The organism is Halorussus litoreus (assembly GCF_003382685.1).
Classification (GTDB): Archaea; Halobacteriota; Halobacteria; order Halobacteriales; family Haladaptataceae; genus Halorussus; species Halorussus litoreus.
Map to the genome: position 1 here is coordinate 17,873 of NZ_QLVG01000032.1, position 20,475 is coordinate 38,347.

Annotated in this window: 17 protein-coding genes; 12 read left to right on the forward strand and 5 right to left on the reverse strand. The window is 54.0% G+C overall.

The genetic code is table 11. The features are described 5' to 3' along the window. Positions 1-17 precede the first annotated feature (17 nt). Complete coding sequence (locus DPQ64_RS11575; protein ID WP_115864495.1) at positions 18-635, reverse strand: class I SAM-dependent methyltransferase; 618 nt, start codon at positions 633-635, stop codon at positions 18-20. 315 nt (positions 636-950) lie between these two features. Between DPQ64_RS11575 and DPQ64_RS11580 the strand changes: the two genes are divergently transcribed. Continuing rightward, positions 951-1,310: a hypothetical protein gene (locus DPQ64_RS11580; protein WP_198662105.1), complete on the forward strand. Its 360-nt coding sequence runs from the start codon at positions 951-953 to the stop codon at positions 1,308-1,310. Positions 1,311-1,802: 492 nt separating this feature from the next. On the opposite strand, the gene fni is transcribed toward DPQ64_RS11580, so the two are convergent. Further along, positions 1,803-2,885, reverse strand: a complete 1,083-nt coding sequence (gene fni / locus DPQ64_RS11585) for a type 2 isopentenyl-diphosphate Delta-isomerase (protein WP_010904022.1) — start codon at positions 2,883-2,885, stop codon at positions 1,803-1,805. Between the two features lie 285 nt (positions 2,886-3,170). Between fni and DPQ64_RS11590 the strand changes: the two genes are divergently transcribed. Both DPQ64_RS11590 and DPQ64_RS11595 read left to right on the forward strand, forming a co-directional pair. Further along, complete coding sequence (locus DPQ64_RS11590) at positions 3,171-3,824, forward strand: winged helix-turn-helix domain-containing protein (protein ID WP_010890434.1); 654 nt, start codon at positions 3,171-3,173, stop codon at positions 3,822-3,824. 11 nt (positions 3,825-3,835) lie between these two features. After that, positions 3,836-4,393 (forward strand): hypothetical protein, encoded by a 558-nt coding sequence (locus tag DPQ64_RS11595; RefSeq protein WP_010890435.1) that lies wholly within the window; start codon positions 3,836-3,838, stop codon positions 4,391-4,393. 402 nt (positions 4,394-4,795) lie between these two features. Here the strand turns inward: DPQ64_RS11595 and DPQ64_RS11600 are convergent, their stop codons facing one another. Both DPQ64_RS11600 and DPQ64_RS11605 read right to left on the reverse strand, forming a co-directional pair. Further along, a complete protein-coding gene (locus tag DPQ64_RS11600; protein ID WP_115864496.1) occupies positions 4,796-6,610 on the reverse strand; it encodes an ISNCY-like element ISH7A family transposase in 1,815 nt (604 codons plus the stop codon). A gap of 1,396 nt (positions 6,611-8,006) precedes the next feature. Beyond that, on the reverse strand, positions 8,007-8,270 hold the full coding sequence (locus tag DPQ64_RS11605) for a hypothetical protein (RefSeq protein WP_115864497.1): 264 nt from the start codon (positions 8,268-8,270) through the stop codon (positions 8,007-8,009). Between the two features lie 210 nt (positions 8,271-8,480). On the opposite strand from DPQ64_RS11605, the gene DPQ64_RS19615 reads away from it, so the two are divergent. The 3 genes from DPQ64_RS19615 (at position 8,481) to DPQ64_RS11615 (ending at position 10,920) form a co-directional block, all read left to right on the forward strand. Further along, a complete protein-coding gene (locus DPQ64_RS19615) occupies positions 8,481-8,675 on the forward strand; it encodes a hypothetical protein (RefSeq protein WP_157971680.1) in 195 nt (64 codons plus the stop codon). 84 nt (positions 8,676-8,759) lie between these two features. Further along, positions 8,760-9,116, forward strand: coding sequence for a hypothetical protein (locus DPQ64_RS11610; RefSeq protein WP_115864498.1), 357 nt, complete (start codon positions 8,760-8,762; stop codon positions 9,114-9,116). A gap of 130 nt (positions 9,117-9,246) precedes the next feature. Continuing rightward, positions 9,247-10,920 (forward strand): transposase, encoded by a 1,674-nt coding sequence (locus DPQ64_RS11615; RefSeq protein ID WP_115864499.1) that lies wholly within the window; start codon positions 9,247-9,249, stop codon positions 10,918-10,920. Positions 10,921-11,211: 291 nt separating this feature from the next. On the opposite strand, the gene DPQ64_RS11620 is transcribed toward DPQ64_RS11615, so the two are convergent. Then, the gene (locus DPQ64_RS11620; protein WP_050033928.1) at positions 11,212-12,000 is read right to left on the reverse strand and encodes a TrmB family transcriptional regulator; all 789 of its coding nucleotides are present in this window, start codon (positions 11,998-12,000) and stop codon (positions 11,212-11,214) included. A gap of 83 nt (positions 12,001-12,083) precedes the next feature. On the opposite strand from DPQ64_RS11620, the gene DPQ64_RS11625 reads away from it, so the two are divergent. The 6 genes from DPQ64_RS11625 (at position 12,084) to DPQ64_RS19260 (ending at position 20,261) form a co-directional block, all read left to right on the forward strand. Then, positions 12,084-12,416 carry a DMT family transporter gene (locus tag DPQ64_RS11625; RefSeq protein WP_115864500.1) on the forward strand — a complete coding sequence of 111 codons (333 nt, stop codon included), beginning with the start codon at positions 12,084-12,086 and terminating at the stop codon, positions 12,414-12,416. 94 nt (positions 12,417-12,510) lie between these two features. Next, positions 12,511-13,758 (forward strand): digeranylgeranylglycerophospholipid reductase, encoded by a 1,248-nt coding sequence (locus DPQ64_RS11630; RefSeq protein WP_115864501.1) that lies wholly within the window; start codon positions 12,511-12,513, stop codon positions 13,756-13,758. An 80-nt stretch (positions 13,759-13,838) separates the two neighbouring features. Then, positions 13,839-15,515 (forward strand): transposase, encoded by a 1,677-nt coding sequence (locus DPQ64_RS11635; protein ID WP_115864502.1) that lies wholly within the window; start codon positions 13,839-13,841, stop codon positions 15,513-15,515. Between the two features lie 442 nt (positions 15,516-15,957). Next, a complete protein-coding gene (locus DPQ64_RS11640; protein ID WP_115864503.1) occupies positions 15,958-17,205 on the forward strand; it encodes a phage integrase SAM-like domain-containing protein in 1,248 nt (415 codons plus the stop codon). Between the two features lie 203 nt (positions 17,206-17,408). Beyond that, positions 17,409-18,425: a hypothetical protein gene (locus DPQ64_RS18815; RefSeq protein ID WP_157971681.1), complete on the forward strand. Its 1,017-nt coding sequence runs from the start codon at positions 17,409-17,411 to the stop codon at positions 18,423-18,425. A 9-nt stretch (positions 18,426-18,434) separates the two neighbouring features. Beyond that, positions 18,435-20,261: a hypothetical protein gene (locus DPQ64_RS19260; RefSeq protein WP_198662106.1), complete on the forward strand. Its 1,827-nt coding sequence runs from the start codon at positions 18,435-18,437 to the stop codon at positions 20,259-20,261. The last annotated feature ends 214 nt before the right edge of the window (positions 20,262-20,475 follow it).

Genomic DNA, 20,475 nt, shown 5'->3' on the forward strand with positions numbered 1-20,475 from the left:
GGACATTCCAGGATCTGCTACTTCTGCGGAATTTCCAGTCGCTCGGCAACAAGTACGCCCACCTGGTCGTGAACGCGTTCGACCGCCGTCACCACGAATCCGGCGTCGGTGAGCTCGTCCACGAGCATGCCGACGGTCGTTGCGTCAACCCCGTGACCGAATAACGGCTCCTCGGGGTTGGGCGAGCCGAAGAACATCGCGTCGCCGAGGACGAACCGGCGTGGGCTGAGACTGGCAATGACCTCGATGGCCTCGCGTTTCTCCTCGTCGGGAAGGTGGTGCATGGCGAAGTTCGAGACGACGATGTCTACCTCGCCGTCGTACTGCGGATCGCGGAACTCGCCGTCGCCGAACTCCACGTTATCGATGCTGCCGTCGTCGGCCTTCGCGCGGGCCTTCTCTAACATCCCCTCGCTGATGTCGCGTCCGACGACGTGCTCAGCGTTCTCGGCGAGCGCGAGTGCAATCAGGCCCGTGCCTGTTCCGAGGTCAAGTACCACGTCGTCGGGACGTGGGTCGGCGTGGTCGATAACGAGCGAGGCGCATGCGTTGTACTCGTCGTTATGTTGCTTGTCGTCGTAGTCTGTGGCCATCTGCGAGAAGCGATTAGCGAGTTCCTTATGCTTCTTCTTCATATCTACGACATTCGACCCTTGGGGCGGTAAACGACTCGGATACCCGCTCGCAATTCCGGTCTGCGAGCCGACTCCACCTGCGGCGTCCACACCGAACCTGTTCGGCCAAGAAACCGACGACTTTGTCGACCGCACGAGGACGAGTTCACTAGCTATCGCTCATTTCATTAGATCCACATGGTTCTTAACGGGGACAGTAGGTCAAACTTCCATCTATCGCTCAGTACAAGGGACTCAGGTATCGGTCAGTACAGGTGAAAGCTGTATCGTCCAATATAGAGAAAAACTATTATTTGGTAAAACGAATACACACGTATGCCCTCTACTCTCAAATCGAATTCACACGATGATCAGTCGATACTCTTCGGTCTTTTTACCATCATCTGTTTTGCAATTACTGGATGGGCTATCATAGACGGCCAAGACCTTGTTACGGTACTACTCTTGGGTGTGATGACGATGTATACACTTGGTAACACACTGCCTGCAGTCCAACGGCGTATTCCTCGGTTCGACCGACTCGCTGCATTGCCGCTCGGTGTCGTCGGTGCTATTGCGTATGCGATAGAGGTACCAACAGACCTTCCCATTTTCTTCATTTTTCTCGGTGTCGGGAGCCTTATTGACCTTCTTTGGGACCCAACTGGCAACGTGTACGAAGACGACTCGGAGTGACCCGCTATTCAGTTCGCACACATACTGAGCGGCTGTTTCACATCAGATCAGTTAGTAAGAACCCCTCTCGATGTGGTGAGTTGCTTCGGTAAGTACAGAGGAACAGTATATCGGTTAGTGAAAATTCGTTGTGTCACAGGGGACAAATCTTATTCTACAAGAAATTCTTCTGTGACACATGGACCTGAGCTGGGCACTTCTCCTTGTTGTCGCCGTCCTCGTAATCGGGTACGGTCTTTACACTGTGTACAATCTCTCAAATTTCCTCGGGGACTACCTTCGTTCCTGACAACCAAATTCTGGTGTTCTTGCTTCCGTATACCCGGTACATTCGCACACCTACTGAACGGTTATTTCACGACGAATTCGCTGGTGAGAACCCGCCTCGTTGTGGTGCGTAGTTCGGTAAGTACAGGTTGGACAGATATCGGAGTCGGCTCTCTCTTTCCCGCTGTTGTTCTATCCGTCCTGCTGAGACTGGGGAATCCGGGACTACTCGCTACTGGTTCGTTGTTCCACGTACTCGCGCGTCTTTCCGTGCAACACGTACTCCACCTGCTGGAGCTCGTCGATCGACCCCGAGCCGGTGACGAACATCGCTGTTCGCAGCTCGGCGATCAGGTCCCCGACGCGTTCGATGACAGCGTCTGGCCCGTCTGTAGCTGGTTTCAGGAATGGTTTCGCCAACCCGCCGGCGCGGGCACCCAGGGCAATCGCTTTTGCCACGTCCAATCCCGTTCGGACACCACCACTCGCAATGACGCAGTCGTGTTCGGCAACACACTCGATCGTGCTTGCAGCGGTTGGAATGCCCCATTCTCGGAACAGGGTGCCGATTTGTTTCTGTCGCGGCGCGTTCGCGGCTGCTGCGCGATAGGCTTCGATCCCGGACCACGTCGTTCCGCCTTTGCCAGCGACGTCGAGAGCGTCAACGCCTGCCGCAGTTAGCTCTCGGGCAGTCTCCCCGGAGATGCCGTTGCCCGTTTCCTTGACGATAATCGGCACCGAGAGTGCCTCGGACACTCGTTCGATCGCAGCTACACAGTTCCGGCCATCGACGTCGCCTTCTGGTTGGGTGGCTTCCTGGAGGAAGTTCAGGTGGACCGCGAGCGCGTCGGCGTCGATCATCTCGACTGCCTGCTCGACCATTTCGATGTCGTACTCTCGGAGCTGTGCAGCGCCGAGGTTCCCGTAGATGAACGCATCGGGTGCGGCATCGCGGACGACGGTGTACGATTCGAGGACGCGTTCGTCGTCGAGTTCGAGGCCTGCTCGCTGGCTACCGAGACCCATGGCGATACCGGTTTCGCTGGCGGCCCGGGCCAGCGCCCGATTGATCTCCGTCGTGTTGTGGTGCCCGCCAGTCATGCTCTCGATGAAGATTGGGGCAGAGAGGTCGTGACCCAGGAAGTCGATGGAGGGGTCGATCGCGTCGTAATCGAGTTCCGGAAGCGCGTTGTGGACGAGGTGGACGTCGTCGAAGCCCGTGCCTGTCGTTTCGACGTCCCGCTCTTGGACGATTTGAAGGTGGTCGTCTTTTCGGTCTTCAGTCTGCGTGGAGTCCTGCGCCGTCATTAGTCGGGTTTGTACAAGAGATGGGAAAACAATACTGTTGTATCGACTCTCCCCCATCCTAACTATTCTTGAAATGATAATATTCAGGGGTCGCTATGTGTCTGTATTCAGCATTGCGCTGCTATACGACGTAAATTGACAGAGATACCAGTGATAAGTTCGCGTCTCTACTTAATGGGCGTTGTGGGCGAGAGTAGTGTGTAATTAAGGCACGTAACAAAGCTATCCTCTGCGGTCGGGCCCGTTTGTAAACACTACAGTGACCCGGTTCCGTGGCAAACATTTATGGTTTCCAGTTTCGTAACTCTACACAAGATGAGTTACGATACAGAACACGTGCGAAACGCGGGGGACACTCCAGGAACCATCACTGGAATTCCGACGTTCGCAGAATTACTTGAGAACCCGTCCCTCGCGGACCTCTATACATCGATTAGACAGGCAGAGACTGCAACAGGTCCCGAACTCGTCGAAACAACGACCGTCTCCAAAAAGACGGTGTACGACTACTTGCATAAACTGGAGCAGGCGGGCCTGATCAGCAAGGTTGGCGACGAGACCGGGACTGCCGTATACACCGCTCAGGAGTTCGAGCTAACGTTGACGGTCCGTGAGACGGAAGTCTCGATCACTCCCAAAATCATCGAGGTAATCGCCCAGAAAAACGAGTACCCAGCGATCGAACGAGTCCTCGAAGACTACGGCATCGTCACGTTCGCGCTCGCATACGATCTCGTGAACGCACACAGTGAGGGCGAGGTCACAATCCGGCAAATCGCGAGCCTCACAGATCTCTCTCCTGGAACTACGTATGATCTCGTCGAAGCGCTCTATTCGGTTCTCGACCTCGGTGATGACGATTCGACCCCGACGACGTACACACCGGATGAGTTCGATGCGGAGGGGGGCGATCTCCTCGAGGAATACGCCGATAAGTGAACCGAGCGAGGATGTATACTGCGAACATTGCGGACACGGTGATGTTTCGGAACTTGGGGAAGCACCCCAGTCCACACCTACAATCGCTCAAGAGTGCCGTAGAGGAAGCTGGAACTGAAGTTTGGGTGCCAGCAGCGGTCTACCACGAGCTGGCGGATACCGGGAGTGCCGACTCACCGACGAATCCATACCTCGATACGGCTATCGAAGAAGGGTGGCTTCGGGTAGCCACACCGCTACCAGGTGATCGTACAGCGGGATTCGAGAGTAGTGCTGGACCGGTTGAGAAAGCACGGTTCGTTGCAGATGAGTTTCTCAACCAGCAGAGCAAGTATCCAGAGACGAACAACTGGCAGGACGCGGCGGTGGTCGCGTTGGCAGTTCGATTGTTCGATGCGAATGCTCGAATCCGTGTGATCACTCACACAGCGGACGAAAATCTGGCAAAGGCGTGCGCTCGTATCCCTCCGGAATTCGGATACTACGATATCAAGTCCCGATACTACAACCCACCCCAAACAGCGAAGGTTGAGTTTCCAACCGTTGGCCAGCTCACGTGGAGTGAGTAGAGAGCATTTTGGCGGTTAGACCAGTATTAGCACGTTTACGACTTTAATGTCAACGTCAGCGCGATGTACTGGTCGCCTTGGAATGGGTAGCTTCCCGGCTTTCTGTGATTAGAAGTAAAATCGACGAAAATGTCGAAGGATCACCTTGTCCATAGCCACAAACCAGTCCGAGAACCGTATGCATTGAGAAGGCCGGTCTCATCTTCTGCTCGTGCCTGATGTTGCGAAGATAGGTCCATGATGCATAGGCTTCACTGATATATGTTTGAAAGAAATAGCCGAGCAAATCTCGGAACGCGCTTCTGAGGAACCTGTCGGATAGCGCTCACAAATCCAGTGGAAAATCGGCGTTTAGGACAGCGCTGCCGCTCACGACCGAGCAAGCCCAGAGGAATGAGAGAGTTAGTCGGGCGGGTCGAGGCCGTAGCTTTTCTTGGCGAACGTCAGGAACGAGTTCGAGGACACTGCCGGCTGATCGCCGATCTCGCCGTACAGTTCCAACTGCACGAGGATGTCCACAAGTCGCCAGCAGTTGTACAGCACGCAGGCGAACGCGAAGTTGAAGTACCGGAACCGGTGGTCGGGCGACTGCGTCTCTGCGAGGAACGTCTTCAGTTTCTTGAAGCCGTTCTCGATACCCCAACGCCGCTTGTATCGGGCCATCAGTCGCCCAATCTGGTGTTTCATCTCCTGCTGGTCGGCGGGATCGACATCCACCCACGGGAGATTCGTCTCAAAGGGCAGGGTCGGCGCTTCGACCCGCGCTGGCTCGTCGATCTCCTCCTCTTCGGCGACCTCATTGAGAAGGTTGCTCAGCGGCGAGTCGCCGTCGCGGTCCTCCGAGAGCGGCGTCGTGTTGCCGACGTCCTTGAAGTCCTCGATGAGTTCCTGTCGGATCGTCACATCCGTCCCGTCGTTGTCTTCGTCCTCGCGTTCCCACTCGCGCTTCGGGAGGTAAACCGCCTTCCGCGTCGGACCGTCGTCCAATCGCTCCTGCTTGATGACATCGAAGTCTTTGTCTTCACTGGCAAGCTTAGCGATCTGGTGTTCGTGGTCGCTGCTGGACCGGACGACACCGGGGTTGAGGTAGTGGACGTCGTGCGTCTCGCAGACGTCTTTGACGCCGTCCGGGGCGAACTCGCGGTCCATCATCACCAAATCGAGTCCAGGGACGATGTCGGTTGCGCCTTCGAGGAGATCGTTTACGATATCCGCTCGCTTTCGACCACGAACAACCGGGACGGCATCAAGGATCAGCGGGACGTCGTGGCCGACGAGTTTGATGACTGCCCACTGGAAGAACGGCCCGTCATCGCCCTTGTAGCCGAGAATCCACGGCTCCTGATTCTGTCCACTACTATCGCGTTCCACGTGGCCGCTCCACGGGTTGCCCTTCGTGAAGTCGATGGCCGTCATCTGCTTGCGCCCCATCTTGTCCTTCGATTTCGCTCGCGCCACAAGCGTCCGGCCAGTCTCCCGGAGCATCGTCCGGATGCGCTCAACGCCGAGCGTCTTCGTCTGCAACCGGTGGGAGTCGCCTGATGGCGTCTTTCTGCGGGTGGAGTCCGCAGCGAAGGACTGTGCGCCGTCGTTCGGGTGCATATCCGTTCGCATTCCGAGGTAGGACTGTTGCTCCCAGAACGCGCCCTCGGGAATCGAGGCGTTGTCGCTGCGGTCCAGATGGAAGGCGTCCTCGACGATGGGCTTCGCGCCCTTCCAGACCTCACGGGCTTTCTCACGGGCGAGCGTGTCCTTGCTCTTTGAGTTCGTCACCGTATCGGTTGGCTGATCGGGGAGGAACTCGGGTTCGGGCGCGGGGATGTCGTGGTAGCGGGCGATGTCCACGACGACCTCGGCGGCGTCTCGTACTGCGTCGTGGACATCTTCGAGACGGTCGTCCCACGCGCGGTAGAGTGTGGACTGGTCGGGAATGTCTTTGAAGCCCAACTGCGTGCAGAGAAACGGCTGCTGTTTCAGGTAGCGATGGAGCGCGGTCGCGTTCTTCCAGCCTTTGACGCATCGGAGGACGTGCGCGCGGAAGACGGCACCCCAGGGTTTCGGGTGGCCCTGATCGTGGTCGTACTCGTCGTAGAACCGGAGGTACGTGACGGGCACTTCAGTGACGAGGTCCTCTAACGTGACCGAGCGGTTATGGCGGACTTGTTGTTCGCGGGGGTAGGTTTTGAGTGCGCCGTCCACCATCTCGCGGAACGTCATATCGAATGAGGCCGCGCGGACGAGAGTGCCGTCGTCAGAGCCGTAGAGGCCGTCTACGGGGTAATCTCTTGGTGTGGATTCGTAGCTGGCACTCTCGATATTCTTCGTTGGACCGAGCCACTTCCACCGGGAATTTGCGGGCGGACGCGCCGTCTGTGACACTACTGTCAATTCTGGCGTTTTGGCATAAAAGCATTCGCCTACTGGGGGTACGCTATTCGTTGATCCGCTACACCTCTTACCGGTAGTGAGGGTATCATCCAACCGTTCGCATTCCCCTTCTATCGATACTGTTACACCGATAAGTACAGGGCAAGTAGATAACGTTCACCCAAGAGGTGTAGCTGGGCCGATAGCGCCTGCAATGAATACGTCAGCAACGAAGAGAAGGAATGCAAACCACGGTTGAAACTTGAGTTCAGACGTGGTAGCAGAAGCGTGGACATAGGCTGCTAAGCTGACAACCATACTGATGAATTACAGTCCGTCGATAAAAATCTCGTTATATCGTTGTTCAGTTCGCACGTGTAGTGTGCAGTAGATTCACGGGGCTCTGTTGAAATCCTCAGCAAGTGATATATTTTGACCTGGTTGCGGTCAATACAGGAAGTGTAGTTATCGAACAGTACAGGAAGTATAGCCCGGATGTGGGCCACGACTTCGACTTGACATAGACTTTTAATGCCTGAACACCAAATCGGGCATAATGTCTGGCCAGTCATCCAATAGCAATTTACTCAAATCACGTCTTCTGTTCTTCATCGCTGGAATAGCCGTCGCAGTTCTACTGTCTACATTAGACATTGACGGAATATGGGTTATCCCCGCCAGTATTATCGCCCTCATCCTATTTGGTGAGGCTTACCTGTCTCTTACAGGTAATCGGTCATCCAGTCAGTAAGCACTCTTCAGCGAACGGCTGTTTCAGGGGAGAATCTATCTGAAGAATGGGATTTCAACAGAGCCATTCACGGGAACAATTCTCTAAAGAAGAGGATTTCAACAGAGCCCTGCTAGCGGAAACAAATTCTCCCATTATTCTGATAAAATCAGACTATCCACTTGTGAGCAGGGGTACGCGAGGCCACTCAGTCCTGCGAGTGATCGTCGTCAGACCTGTGCATTATTCCCTATCTTCGCAACACGTCCTCGTGCTCTGGCGACCCAACTTCGCAGTTTGGATTTCTACAAATCAAAATTTAGGTGATAGGTCTGAGTTGGAGGGAAACAGCAGTGATGCTGACGTCTCTCGCAGCTTATGAATCGTGCTGGCGCTTGACTGCCACTCTCACCATCGAAAGTGAGACAGAGTGAAAAGAAACACCAGTCTTTGTTGAGGTCATCCCTCAGAAAATGTAGCGATTCAATAAACGAACATGAATTGGCGGTGACGACGCTACGTGCGTATCAGTCGTCGCACCCGGGACCACACAGCACTCAGAACGAGCATGCCTGCGATGACAACCGCGTAATGCAGAGGGTCAGCGAGAACCTCTGGAACCGATGCCAGCGAGTAGACGACTATGAGTGCGCCGAGGCCGACAACCGCAGTTGCGCGAAGCGGCGGGAGTTCGCCGAACTGGTAGCGCCAGGAGGCGACGAACACGGCCAACAAGACGAACGACAGGCCGAGCACGGGGGGCGAGGAGGGCGTGGCCATATGGATACTCGGGGGCGGGCGTCCTTGGGCGTTCTGTACTCATCTTGTAGTCTGGAGCGTGTTACAGAATCGGTCACAGCGTTTGGTTCCATAGTGAACCGTCAGTACAGACCCTGTAGTTCCCGGTCAGCGCAGAAAGTATAGTTCGGATGTGGTCCTCGGTTTCGATGTGACATAGCGTTTTAATGCTTGAACACCATATCCAGCACAATGCCCGACAAAACCTCCAAACCCGATTCACTCAAATCACGTCTTCTGTTCTTTATCGCTGGAATTACCGTCGTAGTTCTACTGTCTACATTAGATGTTGGCGGAATATGGGTCGTCCCCGTCGGTATTCTTGCCTTTGTCCTACTTGGCGAGGCCTACCTCTCCCTTACGGGTAAGCGACCATCAGGTCAATAAGCATCTTATCGCACAGTTTCAAAATCATTAGTTGTAAACCATTATCTGGAGTAGCCTCCGCTGTCAGTAGAGGGTTTACTTCCTATGCATACGGAAGATGAAGTCGAATTCGGTGGTATTTGGGAGGGACTGAGCACCATCCTCGTCTCGGTGCTGGCAGTCGGCGTGTTCGTGATCGCGTCGGACCCAATCAACATTGGCGGCGTTGTAGCGAGTGTCGCCCTTGCCGCACTTGGGGTTGCACAGCTCATTGCGCCCCGAGTATTACCGTGGTATACGAGTCTCTCGCCTCGCTGGACTGGTCTGTTCTGGATACTCGTTGGAATCGGTCTCGCGGTGCTGGGTGTCGTCTCCTCGACTACGATTGGCAGATTCGGTGGTGGTGTGCTCCTTGGGGGCCTATTCGTTCTCTACGGATTCCTCACCGCACTTGACCGATAAACACATCCCCTACATCTAACGATTAGCTGCATCACCCCTGCTCGCGATTGAGGAATCCAGCAGAGCCACAGAACTCTCTATACTGGTCGGTTGGACGAACTCTTGAGCGTCTCCGGGCTATTCTTCTGTAGTGGTCGCGACTCGCGAGTCTCGGCGCAGCGTCTTTCGACGAATCGCACACCAACATATCGAGTGGCCCGCATATGACTCGACACCGCTGTACGATCGCTCCTCACTCGGTGGGTTAGAATCGGACGTTCGAGTCGTCTCGAGTGTCTGGTTCACGCACCCAAATCATAACTCACTCGAACAGTGCGTCTGCGAACTTCCGCTGGCCTACTTCCGCTTCGAGGCCCACGACTGCTACGGAAGGTCAACACGCTACGAGATGGACACCCTCTTTCGCATGTTCTTGCTGAAAGAACTCCACGGATGGCAGCACGAAACATCTCTCGTCGAGTACCTCGATAGCCACCCCGAACTTTGTGAACGCCTCGAGTTGGAGACGGTGCCCGATCAATCGACATTGTGGCGCGGCTGGAACGAGCGCTTCACGCGCGATTTCCGTGAGACGATCCAGGAAGCGGCTCGAACAATCCTGATCAAAGCGCAGAACGCGGGTGTCGCTGTACCACGCGACCCAGAACGAAACCTCCCGGATCAAGGCGACGACGCAGACGAATCTGTCCCAAACGATCAGGCCATCCTCGACAAGGCTGAGAGGGTCACCGACCACATCAGTCGCGTCGTATACCCCGCGTTCTCGCTCGATCGTGGTGAGGGCTGTGAGATTCCCGAGAACGCCTACTGGGGCTTACAGACCTACTTAGGGCTCCGTGAGAACTTGGCCGCCAACGAGGGCGCTCGGAGCTTCATCCACGAGTCGACGCGTGATCGAACACCACTCGGGCATGGTCATCGCGACCAGATTCGTGATCTCTCTATCGAGCAGATTCGCGAGATGTACCGACAGGCGGTCCGACAGCTCATCAACGAGCTCGCAGAGACGGAAGAGTTCTTCCGGGCAGGTATTGTCGCGATCGACATCACCGAGGACGACCCCTTTACGGGCGACCGCACCGGCCACGAGGACGAGATCATCGGGACGAAGGAGAAGAATGACGAGTACGCCTACCAGTGGGCAACAGTCCAGCTGGTCGGCAACGCTATCCCACTCGTACTTGATGCGCGGCCAGTTCGGCGAGGCGAGTCACGCAAAGAGATTGTCGAGGATCTGTTCAACTCCGCCGAGGACCTCGTTCATGTCGATAACGTGCTGATGGACCGGGAGTTCGATAGCCAGCACGTCCTGGAAATGATAAGCCGGCGCGGACTCTCCTACGTCGTGCCAAAGCGGATGCAAACCAGCGAAAAAGCCCAGGCGCAGCGATTACTCCGCCGTGGCCAAGACCGGTACGAGACCGACCGCAAACTCCATCTCGGCAAGAATGAGTGGCACGAGACGACGCTGATCTACCGCCGGAAAGAAGACTCTGAGTATGACGATCACCGACAGTACTCGGTGTTCATGTCCAACCGGGGTGGTGGTTTTCTCAGTGAGTACAGCTACCGGTGGGAGATCGAAAGTGGTTATCGGTCGATTAAGCGGTTCATGGCCGCGACGACGCCCACGGATTTCGGACTGCGGTTCTTCTACTTCGCGTTCGACTGTCTGTTGTACTCTATCTGGCGAGCGGCCGATCTACTCGTACAGGTCGAACTAACCGGCGAGTACGAACATTCACCGATCGTGACGGCCGATAATACGCTGACGCTGCTGAAGAAGGAAACCGGAATTGGATAGGGCGGTACTCTGTCCGAGGCAATGCGGATTCCTGAGTGGCAACGCTGTCAGGAATCTAGGAAATCCCCCGATCTAGTTGGCAGTACGATACGAGAAGACCATCGAGAGGGGATTCGAAGCATCTTCCACTCACAAATCCGCCCGAAACCACGCATTACAGCCCCGCTAAACCCGCCGTAGTCTCAACTTCAGAGGAGAGTCAGGAGTTGAGACTGGCCTTCTCAATGCACAGAGGCAATATCGGTTTGAGTCAATTACATCACACCACGTCTTCCTCCCATCATCACTGTCTCACTCAAGGAGGGGAACAGCATCGGTCCACAGTCGTTGGAAGTACTGCTCAAACTCGGAGACTACTTGCGAATCTTTGATCCCGATCACACCGATTCTGTCTTCACCAGATACTGGATGTAGCACATCGATCGTCGTCTCCACATTGTCCACGATATCAAACGAAAGCGCAATCTCAGGAGTCGTTCTGACAGTTATGTCTGCGGGCTGGTTTTCAATTAGATGTGGGAATCGGTCGGGGAGTACGGTAACTGCTTTTTCACTGAAGAGGAGGTCTACAGACAAATCCGTATTAGCACCCTCGAAAAAGCCTTCCACTTCAGATTGGAGTGTCTCCCACGTCGCATCCTCGTAGGGAGGCCCGACAGTTGCTTTGACAACATTCTCCGCGGTTCGCATATGCTGCTGGAGCGCTGTACTCATTTCGTCACTCCCGAGCGATCCAAGCCAGAAACTACTCTCTGTTGGTGGTGTCGGCAAAAGGTTCGAACGAACTGTTTCTGCTTTCTCGCGATAACGATCCCACTCTTGTTTCAGTTCATACGCTCGTTCAGCCAGAAGCCTGTCGACGACGGTTTCTGGCTGTACGGCCACGTACCGATTTGGGTCGCTTGACTGTCTCCAGATCAACTTGCGAGCTTCAAGGCCGTTTAGTACGTCGTAGATACGGCCTTTTGGGACTCCACTAGTATCAGAGAGTTCAGCTGCCGTCACTGCTCCTGTTACGAGAAGGGTTCGATAGGCCTTCTCCTCGTAACTTGAGAGTCCAAGCTCGCCCAATTCCGTCATGCTTTGTCATTGTGCCTCCAAACAAATTGTAAGTGCTGTTTTGTTTCAATAGTCGTATCTCGGGGGCTTCGAAACCTAACGATATGCATCCGTACGTACTGCTCGCTGGTGCAATACTCTCCGAATTATTCGGGACAACTGCCCTCAAACTCTCCGATGGATTTTCACAACCGGTTCCCAGTATTGGGGTTGTCCTCGGATATGGGGCAGCGTTCTATCTACTATCCCTGACGTTAGAAGAATTACCGATGGGTGTCGTCTATGGGACATGGGCAGCATTGGGTATTGTCGGTGTGGCAGGTATCGGGGCCGTTGTTTTTGATGAACCTGTTGATCTGGCAGGCCTTCTCGGAATTGGCCTCATTATCGGTGGCGTCTACTGCGTCAACGTGGTGTCACAGATGTCTGCCCACTAAGATGGTGGGCACTGCCCCTGTGTAGAAACAACCGAAAAGTGGCACTGTGTTCCAACATCTTGTTCGTCCGCTCTTGAGTAGTTGTTCTCCAACGATGTCAAACAGGTATGATGTAATCATCGCTGGGGCAGGTCCAGCGGGGGCGCAGTGTGCACGAGATCTAGCTGGCCGTGGGTACGATGTTGTCGTCCTAGAAACCGAAGCAGAAGATGAATTCCCAGCTCAAAGTAACAAATCTACCGGCGGAACGTTTGCGTCAATGATGACCTCCTTCGGCATCCCGGACGACGTCGTTATGCACGCGACTGGATCAGTCGTTCTTGAATCTCCAAATGAACACTTTATCCAGGACCAGCCGGGCTTTGTCTTGGACTTCGAGGCGTTCAAGAAGTTCCTTGTCGAGGATGGTCGTCACAAGGGTGCTGAGTATCGGTTTGATGCTCGTGTTCGTGACCCGATCGTCGAAGATGGTGATCTCGTTGGTGTCCGTTATAATCGTGATCAGGAGGTCTTTGGCGAAATCGTTATTGATGCTACGGGTCCGGCTGCGCCACTGGCTAAAGATCTGGGGATAGCCAATCTTGACCGGGAGAATCACGCGATTGGTATTGAATACTTATTCGAAGGCGTCGATCTCAATCATCCCGAGTTTGCTGATCTCACTGACGCGATGATGTTGCGGTTGGACCACGAGTACGCCCCTGGAGGTTATTCGTGGATCTTCCATACGGGTGACGACACAGCAAAAGTCGGCATCTGTTATATCCAGAATGAACGCTATCAAGAAAACGCCATTCACGATCGCACCGTCGACGGGTATCTCGAACATTGGCTTGATACTGACCCACGGTTCGAGAACGCCAGACAAATCGCAGAGAGTCCAGTTCGGGGATCAGCACATGTACAGCCCCCCGGATCGATGAGTACTGATTCGTTTATGGCGATCGGTGATACTGTCCCATCGGTTGATCCTGTCTGGGGAGAGGGAATCTACAAGTGTATGAAATCAGCTCGCGCAGCTGCAATGACAGCCGACCGCTGTCTGACGAGGACGAAAAACATCTCTGCTGAGGAGATGGGAGTCTACGACGACCTATGGAACGAGCAAGTTGCCCCCAGACAAGACCGTCGATTGATGATGACGAGGTTGCTATACCTTGCACCAAACGAACGGTACGACCGACTCATGCAAGATCTGAACAAGCTTTCTCGAGATACCCTTTCAGATATTAACGATGGGAGCAAGCGGGAAATTGTAAAACTGTTGTATCCTAGTGATATATCCTACCTCTGGAAATACTGGCGAGAAACACAGTTTGGGAGTGTCTCTTACTCCAGCTAACCACAACACTTCCGCTGATGAATCCAACTTCTATCAGATCTTGATCAACTGGTCTTGGACGTTTTGCTATCAGTACCCACATGGCTACGACCCCCGAGTCGCGTCGAACAGTCTTTCGCCAAATCGCTCATTGTTCCTATGTCGATTGGCCAACGTATGGGTCTAGCCCGCTGTTCGATCGTTCGTCGCTTCCCGCACTGGAGTCGGATGTCCGCGTGGTCGCAAAAACGTGGTTCCAACAAGACGAACACGAGGGCGTTGAACCATTCGTCCACACATTACCGCTTGCATACGTCCAGTTCGATCCCCACGACCGGTATGCAGGATCGACGAGCTACGAGATGGAGACACTATTTCGCTTGTTCCTGCTGAAAGAATGCCATGGCTGGAACCACGAGACTGCCCTCGTCGAATACCTCACCCAGCACCCTGATTTCAGCGAACAGATCGGCTTGGAGTCGGTCCCCGATCAGTCAACCCTGTGGCGCAGTTGGCACCATCGCTTCACTGCAGATCTCCGGAACACGGTCGAAACCACAGCGCGAACGATCCTCATCAAAGCCCAAAATGCGGGTGTCTCTGTTCCACGAGAACCAGAACGGCAGAGCCGCAGACACCATGACGAGAATGAAGAATCGGACCCCGCTGATCAGACCATATTAGAGCAGGCCGAGGCCGTCACTAACCGCGTCAGCGACGTTCCGTTCCCAGCGTTCTCATTGGACCGTGGTGAGGGCTGTGAGATCCATGAGAATGCCTACTGGGACCTTCAGACCTATCTGGGGCTTCGAGAGAACTTAGCTGTCAACGAAGGGGCTCGGAGTTTCATCCACGAATCGACCCGAGATCGAACACCTTTGGGCCACGCCCATCGCGAGCATGTGCGGGATCTCTCCATTGAGCAGATACGCGAGATGTACCGCCAAGCCGTGAGTCGTCTCTTAGATCGAGTCGCAGAGACCGAGGAGTTCTTCCGAGCCGGTATTGTCGCGATCGACATCACAGAGTCCGACCCGTTTACTGGCAATCGTGCGGGTCACGAAGACGAGATTATCGGCACGAAAGAGAACACCGATGAGTATGCCTACCAGTGGGCGACAGTCCAACTGGTCGGGAATGCCGTCCCAATCGTCTTAGATGCGCGCCCAGTCCGGAAGGGGGACACGCGCAAGGAGATCGTCACGGACCTCTTGGATTCGGCAGAGGCGGCTGTTCATGTCGATAACGTGCTGATGGACCGGGAGTTCGACAGTCAGCACATCCTGGAGATGCTGAGTCAACGCGGGCTGTCCTACGTCGTGCCGAAGCGGATGCAGACGAGTGAGAAAGCGCAAGCGAAACGGCTGCTCAAGAAGGGAAAAGATCGCTACGAGGCCGATCGGAAATTACACCTCGGCGACAACGAGTGGCACTCGACGACGCTGATCTACCGACGGAAAGAGAACTCCGAACACACCGATCATCAGCAGTATTCGGTGTTCATGACGAATCGAAATAGCGGGCTCCTTACTGAGTACGGATACAGATGGGAGATTGAGAGCGGGTACAAGTCGATCAAGCGGTTCATGGCCGCGACAACCTCGAAGCACTTCGGCCTCCGGTTCTTCTACTTCGCGTTCGCGTGTCTGCTGTACTCGATTTGGCGGGCTGTTGATTTGCTTGTGCAGGTACAGTTGACCGGCGAGTACGAACACTCGCCCATTGTGACAGCCGACAATACGCTGACGCTGTTGAAGAAGGAAACCGGAATCGGATAGTAACGAAACTCTCTCCGTGAGAGCGCAGCGTCTGAGTGGCGACACTATCCAGAGTCTCGGAAACCCCCCAAATTAGTCGATTGGAGAACAAGAACGGTCGTTCAGAAACCGACCTGAAGCAGATTCTGGTTGTCGATTCGGGCGATACCACGCATTACAGGCCCGCTATACCTGCTGTAGTCTCAACTTTCCAGGCACGAGCAATTAGTATAGTGGTATGTAGTTTATGCCTGCGGGTATGGCGGCATAACAGGCTGTACTTGCTGAATTTGGCCAATATACCGTTATTAGCTACTGGACGTGATTAGTATAGTAATCACGACCACATTCAAGTACCCCGCCGCTGTCGGGTAAGCACGAATGCTACACCCGCCTGATGACGCCGCTTCCCCCGGGGTAGAGCCCGAGAAACGGTACTCGCACGAGTACGGAGGTAGACTCGATGTCTGAGCGCACGCGAGCAGCACCACTCGACGAGACGTTCGAGCGCTACCTCCAGGACAAGGGGAAGGGTCGCGGCGGCGAGGGTGGGAACTACCGACGGAACGCAACGCGCGAACTCGAACGCTTCCGCGAATGGGCTGCTGGTGAGCGTGGCGACGACAGCTGGACCGGAATCGGTTCCGACGACGTCGACCGCGAACCGACGTTCGCCGCTCTCGACGAGCAAGTCTTTCGTGAGTACGCCCGACACCTCGCCGGCGATCGCGGTCTCAAGCAGAACACGGTGCAGACCTACTACGCGTACATCTCTGCGTGGTGTGGATGGTGCGTCAATGAGGGCTATCTCGAATCCCACCACGCCCAGCGGGCGAGCGCGACTGCACCGCTCCCTGAGGACGATGGCCGGAAGCCAGGGGATCAGCAGGCGTGGACCTCTGAGCAGAGACACGCCCTCTCCAGGTACGTCGACGAGGAGGCGCGCACCGCTATCGAACAGTTCACAGGACTACCGGACGACGTCGACCACCTCGAACGCGAGCGAGCCCGCTACGCGGCACTCAGAGCAGCCCGTGACCGAGCGCTAGTCTGCGTTCTCGCCTATACAGCTGTCCGCGTCGGTGAACTCCTTCGTGATCCAGACGACCCACGCCGGCGCGGTGTCCGGTGGGAGGAGATCGACCTCGAGGATGGGAGTATGCACGTCTACCGGAAGAAACAGCAGTGGGACTCGGCGAGCCTTCCCGACCCGGTCATCTCGCCGCTTCGGAACTATCAGCGTCTCCTCGATCTCCCGACTGAGCGGTGGCCGGTCTTTCCGACGTTCGACCAGCGAACGCTCGCTACCCTCGTCAGCGAAGAACTGGCAGATCAAGGCCTGAAACCTGCAGAGATCGATGATCAACGAAGCACCTATGCACGTGACCTCCTCCTCGCCATTGACGAGGATATCCAGCCGCCGTCGCTCACGACTGATGGCGCACGGACCGTTCTGAGACGGATAACTGCCGACGCTGACATCGATATCGACCATCCGAAACACGAGTACCTTGCGCCGCATGGTGGGCGGAGAGGGATGGGAGAAGTCCTCGTTCGAGCGTTCGGCTACACCGTCGCCGCACGATACCTCGATAACAGCGAGGAAATGGTCCGCGAACGATATTCACATATTGAGGCCGGTGAACTCGGAGATATCGCAGCTGAAGCGCTTGAAGAGGTAGACGGTGGACTCGCTTCTACTGCTGAGTAGGGACCCTGTGCATCAGACTAGTACGAGTACTGGCCTCAGGTGGCGGCCGTTTCTCTATATGTGGCTGATCAAGATAGCCCTCTATACCCACGTAAAGAGCATCTATAAAACACGTTGAAGGTATAAACTGTAGGCCACGATATAGCAATCCCCTCGCTCCATTCGATAAACACTTGGTCAAGGATTCTATTGGGTTGCATAATATGGTCGATGTCGAGACAGTAGCCGTGTTCAGTTGTGAAATGGAGGAAGATATCGAAGATCCGACTCCAGAGCTAGTCGGTACACTTGACGAAGACGATTTAACTACAGAAGCGGGTACCGAAGCCGAGCGAATTGTCGCAAGTATGCTTCGGGATACCCTCGGCAGGCGTTACGACAGCGACGAAACCAAGAATGCTCGCAATCATGAGTTTACCGACGCCGCGCAGAGTGCATCTGTCAACCTTGAAAGCGAAACCCGAACGACTATCGAACTGCTAGATTCAGTTCGAGACGGGACCGATCTGGAACGTGCTGGCGAATCCCTTTCACAGCTCTATCTTAATGAGGCACGTTCTGTCTCTGATCTTCTGATTTATACTCAATTTGAAGAGTATGACGAGACGTTCGCTGGAATTCTCAAGACACCCTATTTGGAAGGGGCACACGAAATTGACCTTGATCACGAAGATACAGAAGCGGTGTTCACTGAGAATGAGCGCGTCATCCAGGAGGAGACCGACAAGAGTGCCGTTTACCCGAAATACGATCAGTATGAAGACGTTTTCGACAATAATAGTGTGCAGCTGTATCAGGAGGGAGGAGCACAACATTATGCTAAATATTGGCATGGTTTTCTGAATTCCAAGGCAACTCCCCACCCTGACGAACTAGTTGAGGCCGCTATCAAGCAGCGTGCCAACGAAAGTGAGACAGAGGCAGCCTATTCGACATACGGGGAGTTCACAGATGGGGCGGATATCACTCTAGATGATGAGAGCGAACCTCAAATGGACATTGACCAAGGCGGTGTGAGCGTCCGAATTGCCGGAAAATCAATCCGAGTATCTATAAAAGAATTGCGTGAAAGCGATAGCGTTCAGCTTGCACGCGATGGTGACCAGTTCTATCTGCTATTATCCGATCTCCAACCTGAACTCACAGTTGGAAGTGGGAACTCAAAGCGTTCGCTCGTAGATAATCTCTCTAGCGTACCGAACATCCAAGAATTATTCTGAGTGTCCTAAATGACACCATCCGAGTTTATTGAAAGAGTCTTTGCCGCTGCCAATAGCGACTCGGTGAGCGATGAGGCGGTATCGAATCTCTTCATCGAGGCCGAGGCGACAACTCTGTCTGAGGAAACGTTTATCGAACTCTTGGAGGCTTGGGATGCGTTTCCATCCTATTTTAGCGGCTTTCGATTGATTGCCGACGATCAACGGTTGTTCGAACTGTCTGGTAGAGAACTACGCGCAAACGATGAAGGCCTAACGGCGCTCGCAGAAAGAGAGATAGAACCATCAGTAGATGTTCAACATCACCGAGGAGGATTCGACAGGTACTATCCAGACAACATCAGCGAGACTGCGCGCGTACTCTACCAATTTGCAACAGAACTCGATAACGCTGGTATTACGGTCACTATTGGATTCGGACTACAAAAGAAACGAATTGCCTCTGATCTTCTCACCGAGGAAACTCCGGACCCGGTGAGTTCGGATCTGAACCCAATTCTGTGGTGGACGCCGACGGAGTTATTCCAATGGATTGGAACGCGAGAACCTGATGAAGTAGCAACTGAGCTATTTGACTATGATTCAGCTCCTATATTCTTATTCTTCCAAGGCGCTCCTGATAGCCTCTCTCCAATTCCGATGTGGACGGCCACAGACGTTGATACACTACCGAGAGAGGATATCGAGCAGGCAATTGACCAGTATCTTGATTCGATGACTTCATCTCGGAAGTACACACACTGGCGTGGAGATCTCTCCCCGATCCATCCTTGTCTAGTAGAAGGATTATGGGATGAATGCACAGGTGAAGAGGTCGATACTCTCTATGTGTATGCCTTGCTGGGAGTTCTCTCTGCTGCTGTAGACCGGAATAGTCCTCACATTCAATTTCATTTCTCTAATGAACCTGAATTCGCGCCTAAGATTGACCTGGAGGAGCAGTGCGCAGTATGGGGAGAGGATGGGATTAGAGCGATTCAAGATCTTTACCAGTCATTCCAAGGTGAAGAGGAGAAAGATGCATTTCGGGATCTTTGGCAGTTGGCGATCACCGAACAATGTCGTGGCACGGAGCGAGGTATCGAAATACTCCCAGAGGTCATCGAGGATATAAAATCGAGCTACCAGGATCTCCAAGTATCTGCCGTTGAAGAGAATTTCGAGGCCCTTAGCGATGTGCTGGAAGATACGCAGACATTGATGGCTGGATTAACTGACCGGCTATCATCGGCAGCAAATGAGACTTCTCAAGACATCCAGCGATTGACGTTCACACTTCTCGGAGCGATTGTTGCAAATATCTTCCTTGTTCTTCGATGGAGTGACCGAAGCCTCGTGCCACCCTTCTCTCTCTTTGTTCTTATCGTTATTGTCGGGTTCTACCTTCCGCTTATTCAGGGACGAATTGAGGACTTGGATAACACAATCACGGAAGTCAAAAACGACTACGAGTTTTATGAGAAGCACATACGCAGGTTCAACAAGGATCTTTTCCAATTTGGGGATCTAGAGGACCGAAAATCGGCATACGTGACCTTAGCTAAGAAACAGCGGAAACGTGCACAAACTCAGCTACAAAGAGTATTCTATGCACTATTGACTGTTTGGAGCGGGTTAGCTATCTGGTCAGGGATTGCGTATCCATTCGGCCAATCGCAATCTCTGGCACTGGCTGTTTCTGGGGTAGTGCTCGGAATTCTTTTCTTCGGACCAACGGAGGGACCGTTCGGCCACAGAGGCTACGAATATTTCAGTAATCGGGCTGCAACAGCCACAATTGTTATCATCGTATTATCATTCCTGCTACCATTGTTCACGCCATTTCTAACGATTTGAGATTGTATCTGAGGAATCTAGTTGTGGTAACCTGGTAGCTATAGCCCTGAGTTTTGGAGGAAAAATAAAAATGGAGACGAGGACTGCATCGGTAAGTAGAGAATTCATAACTCAGAACGGGATTCGTCGATATTACAAGAGGGTGAAGGAAGGTCGAGACGGGATGAACAGGACGCTATACATCTCTGGATCCTTCGAACATGGATTGAGCGAG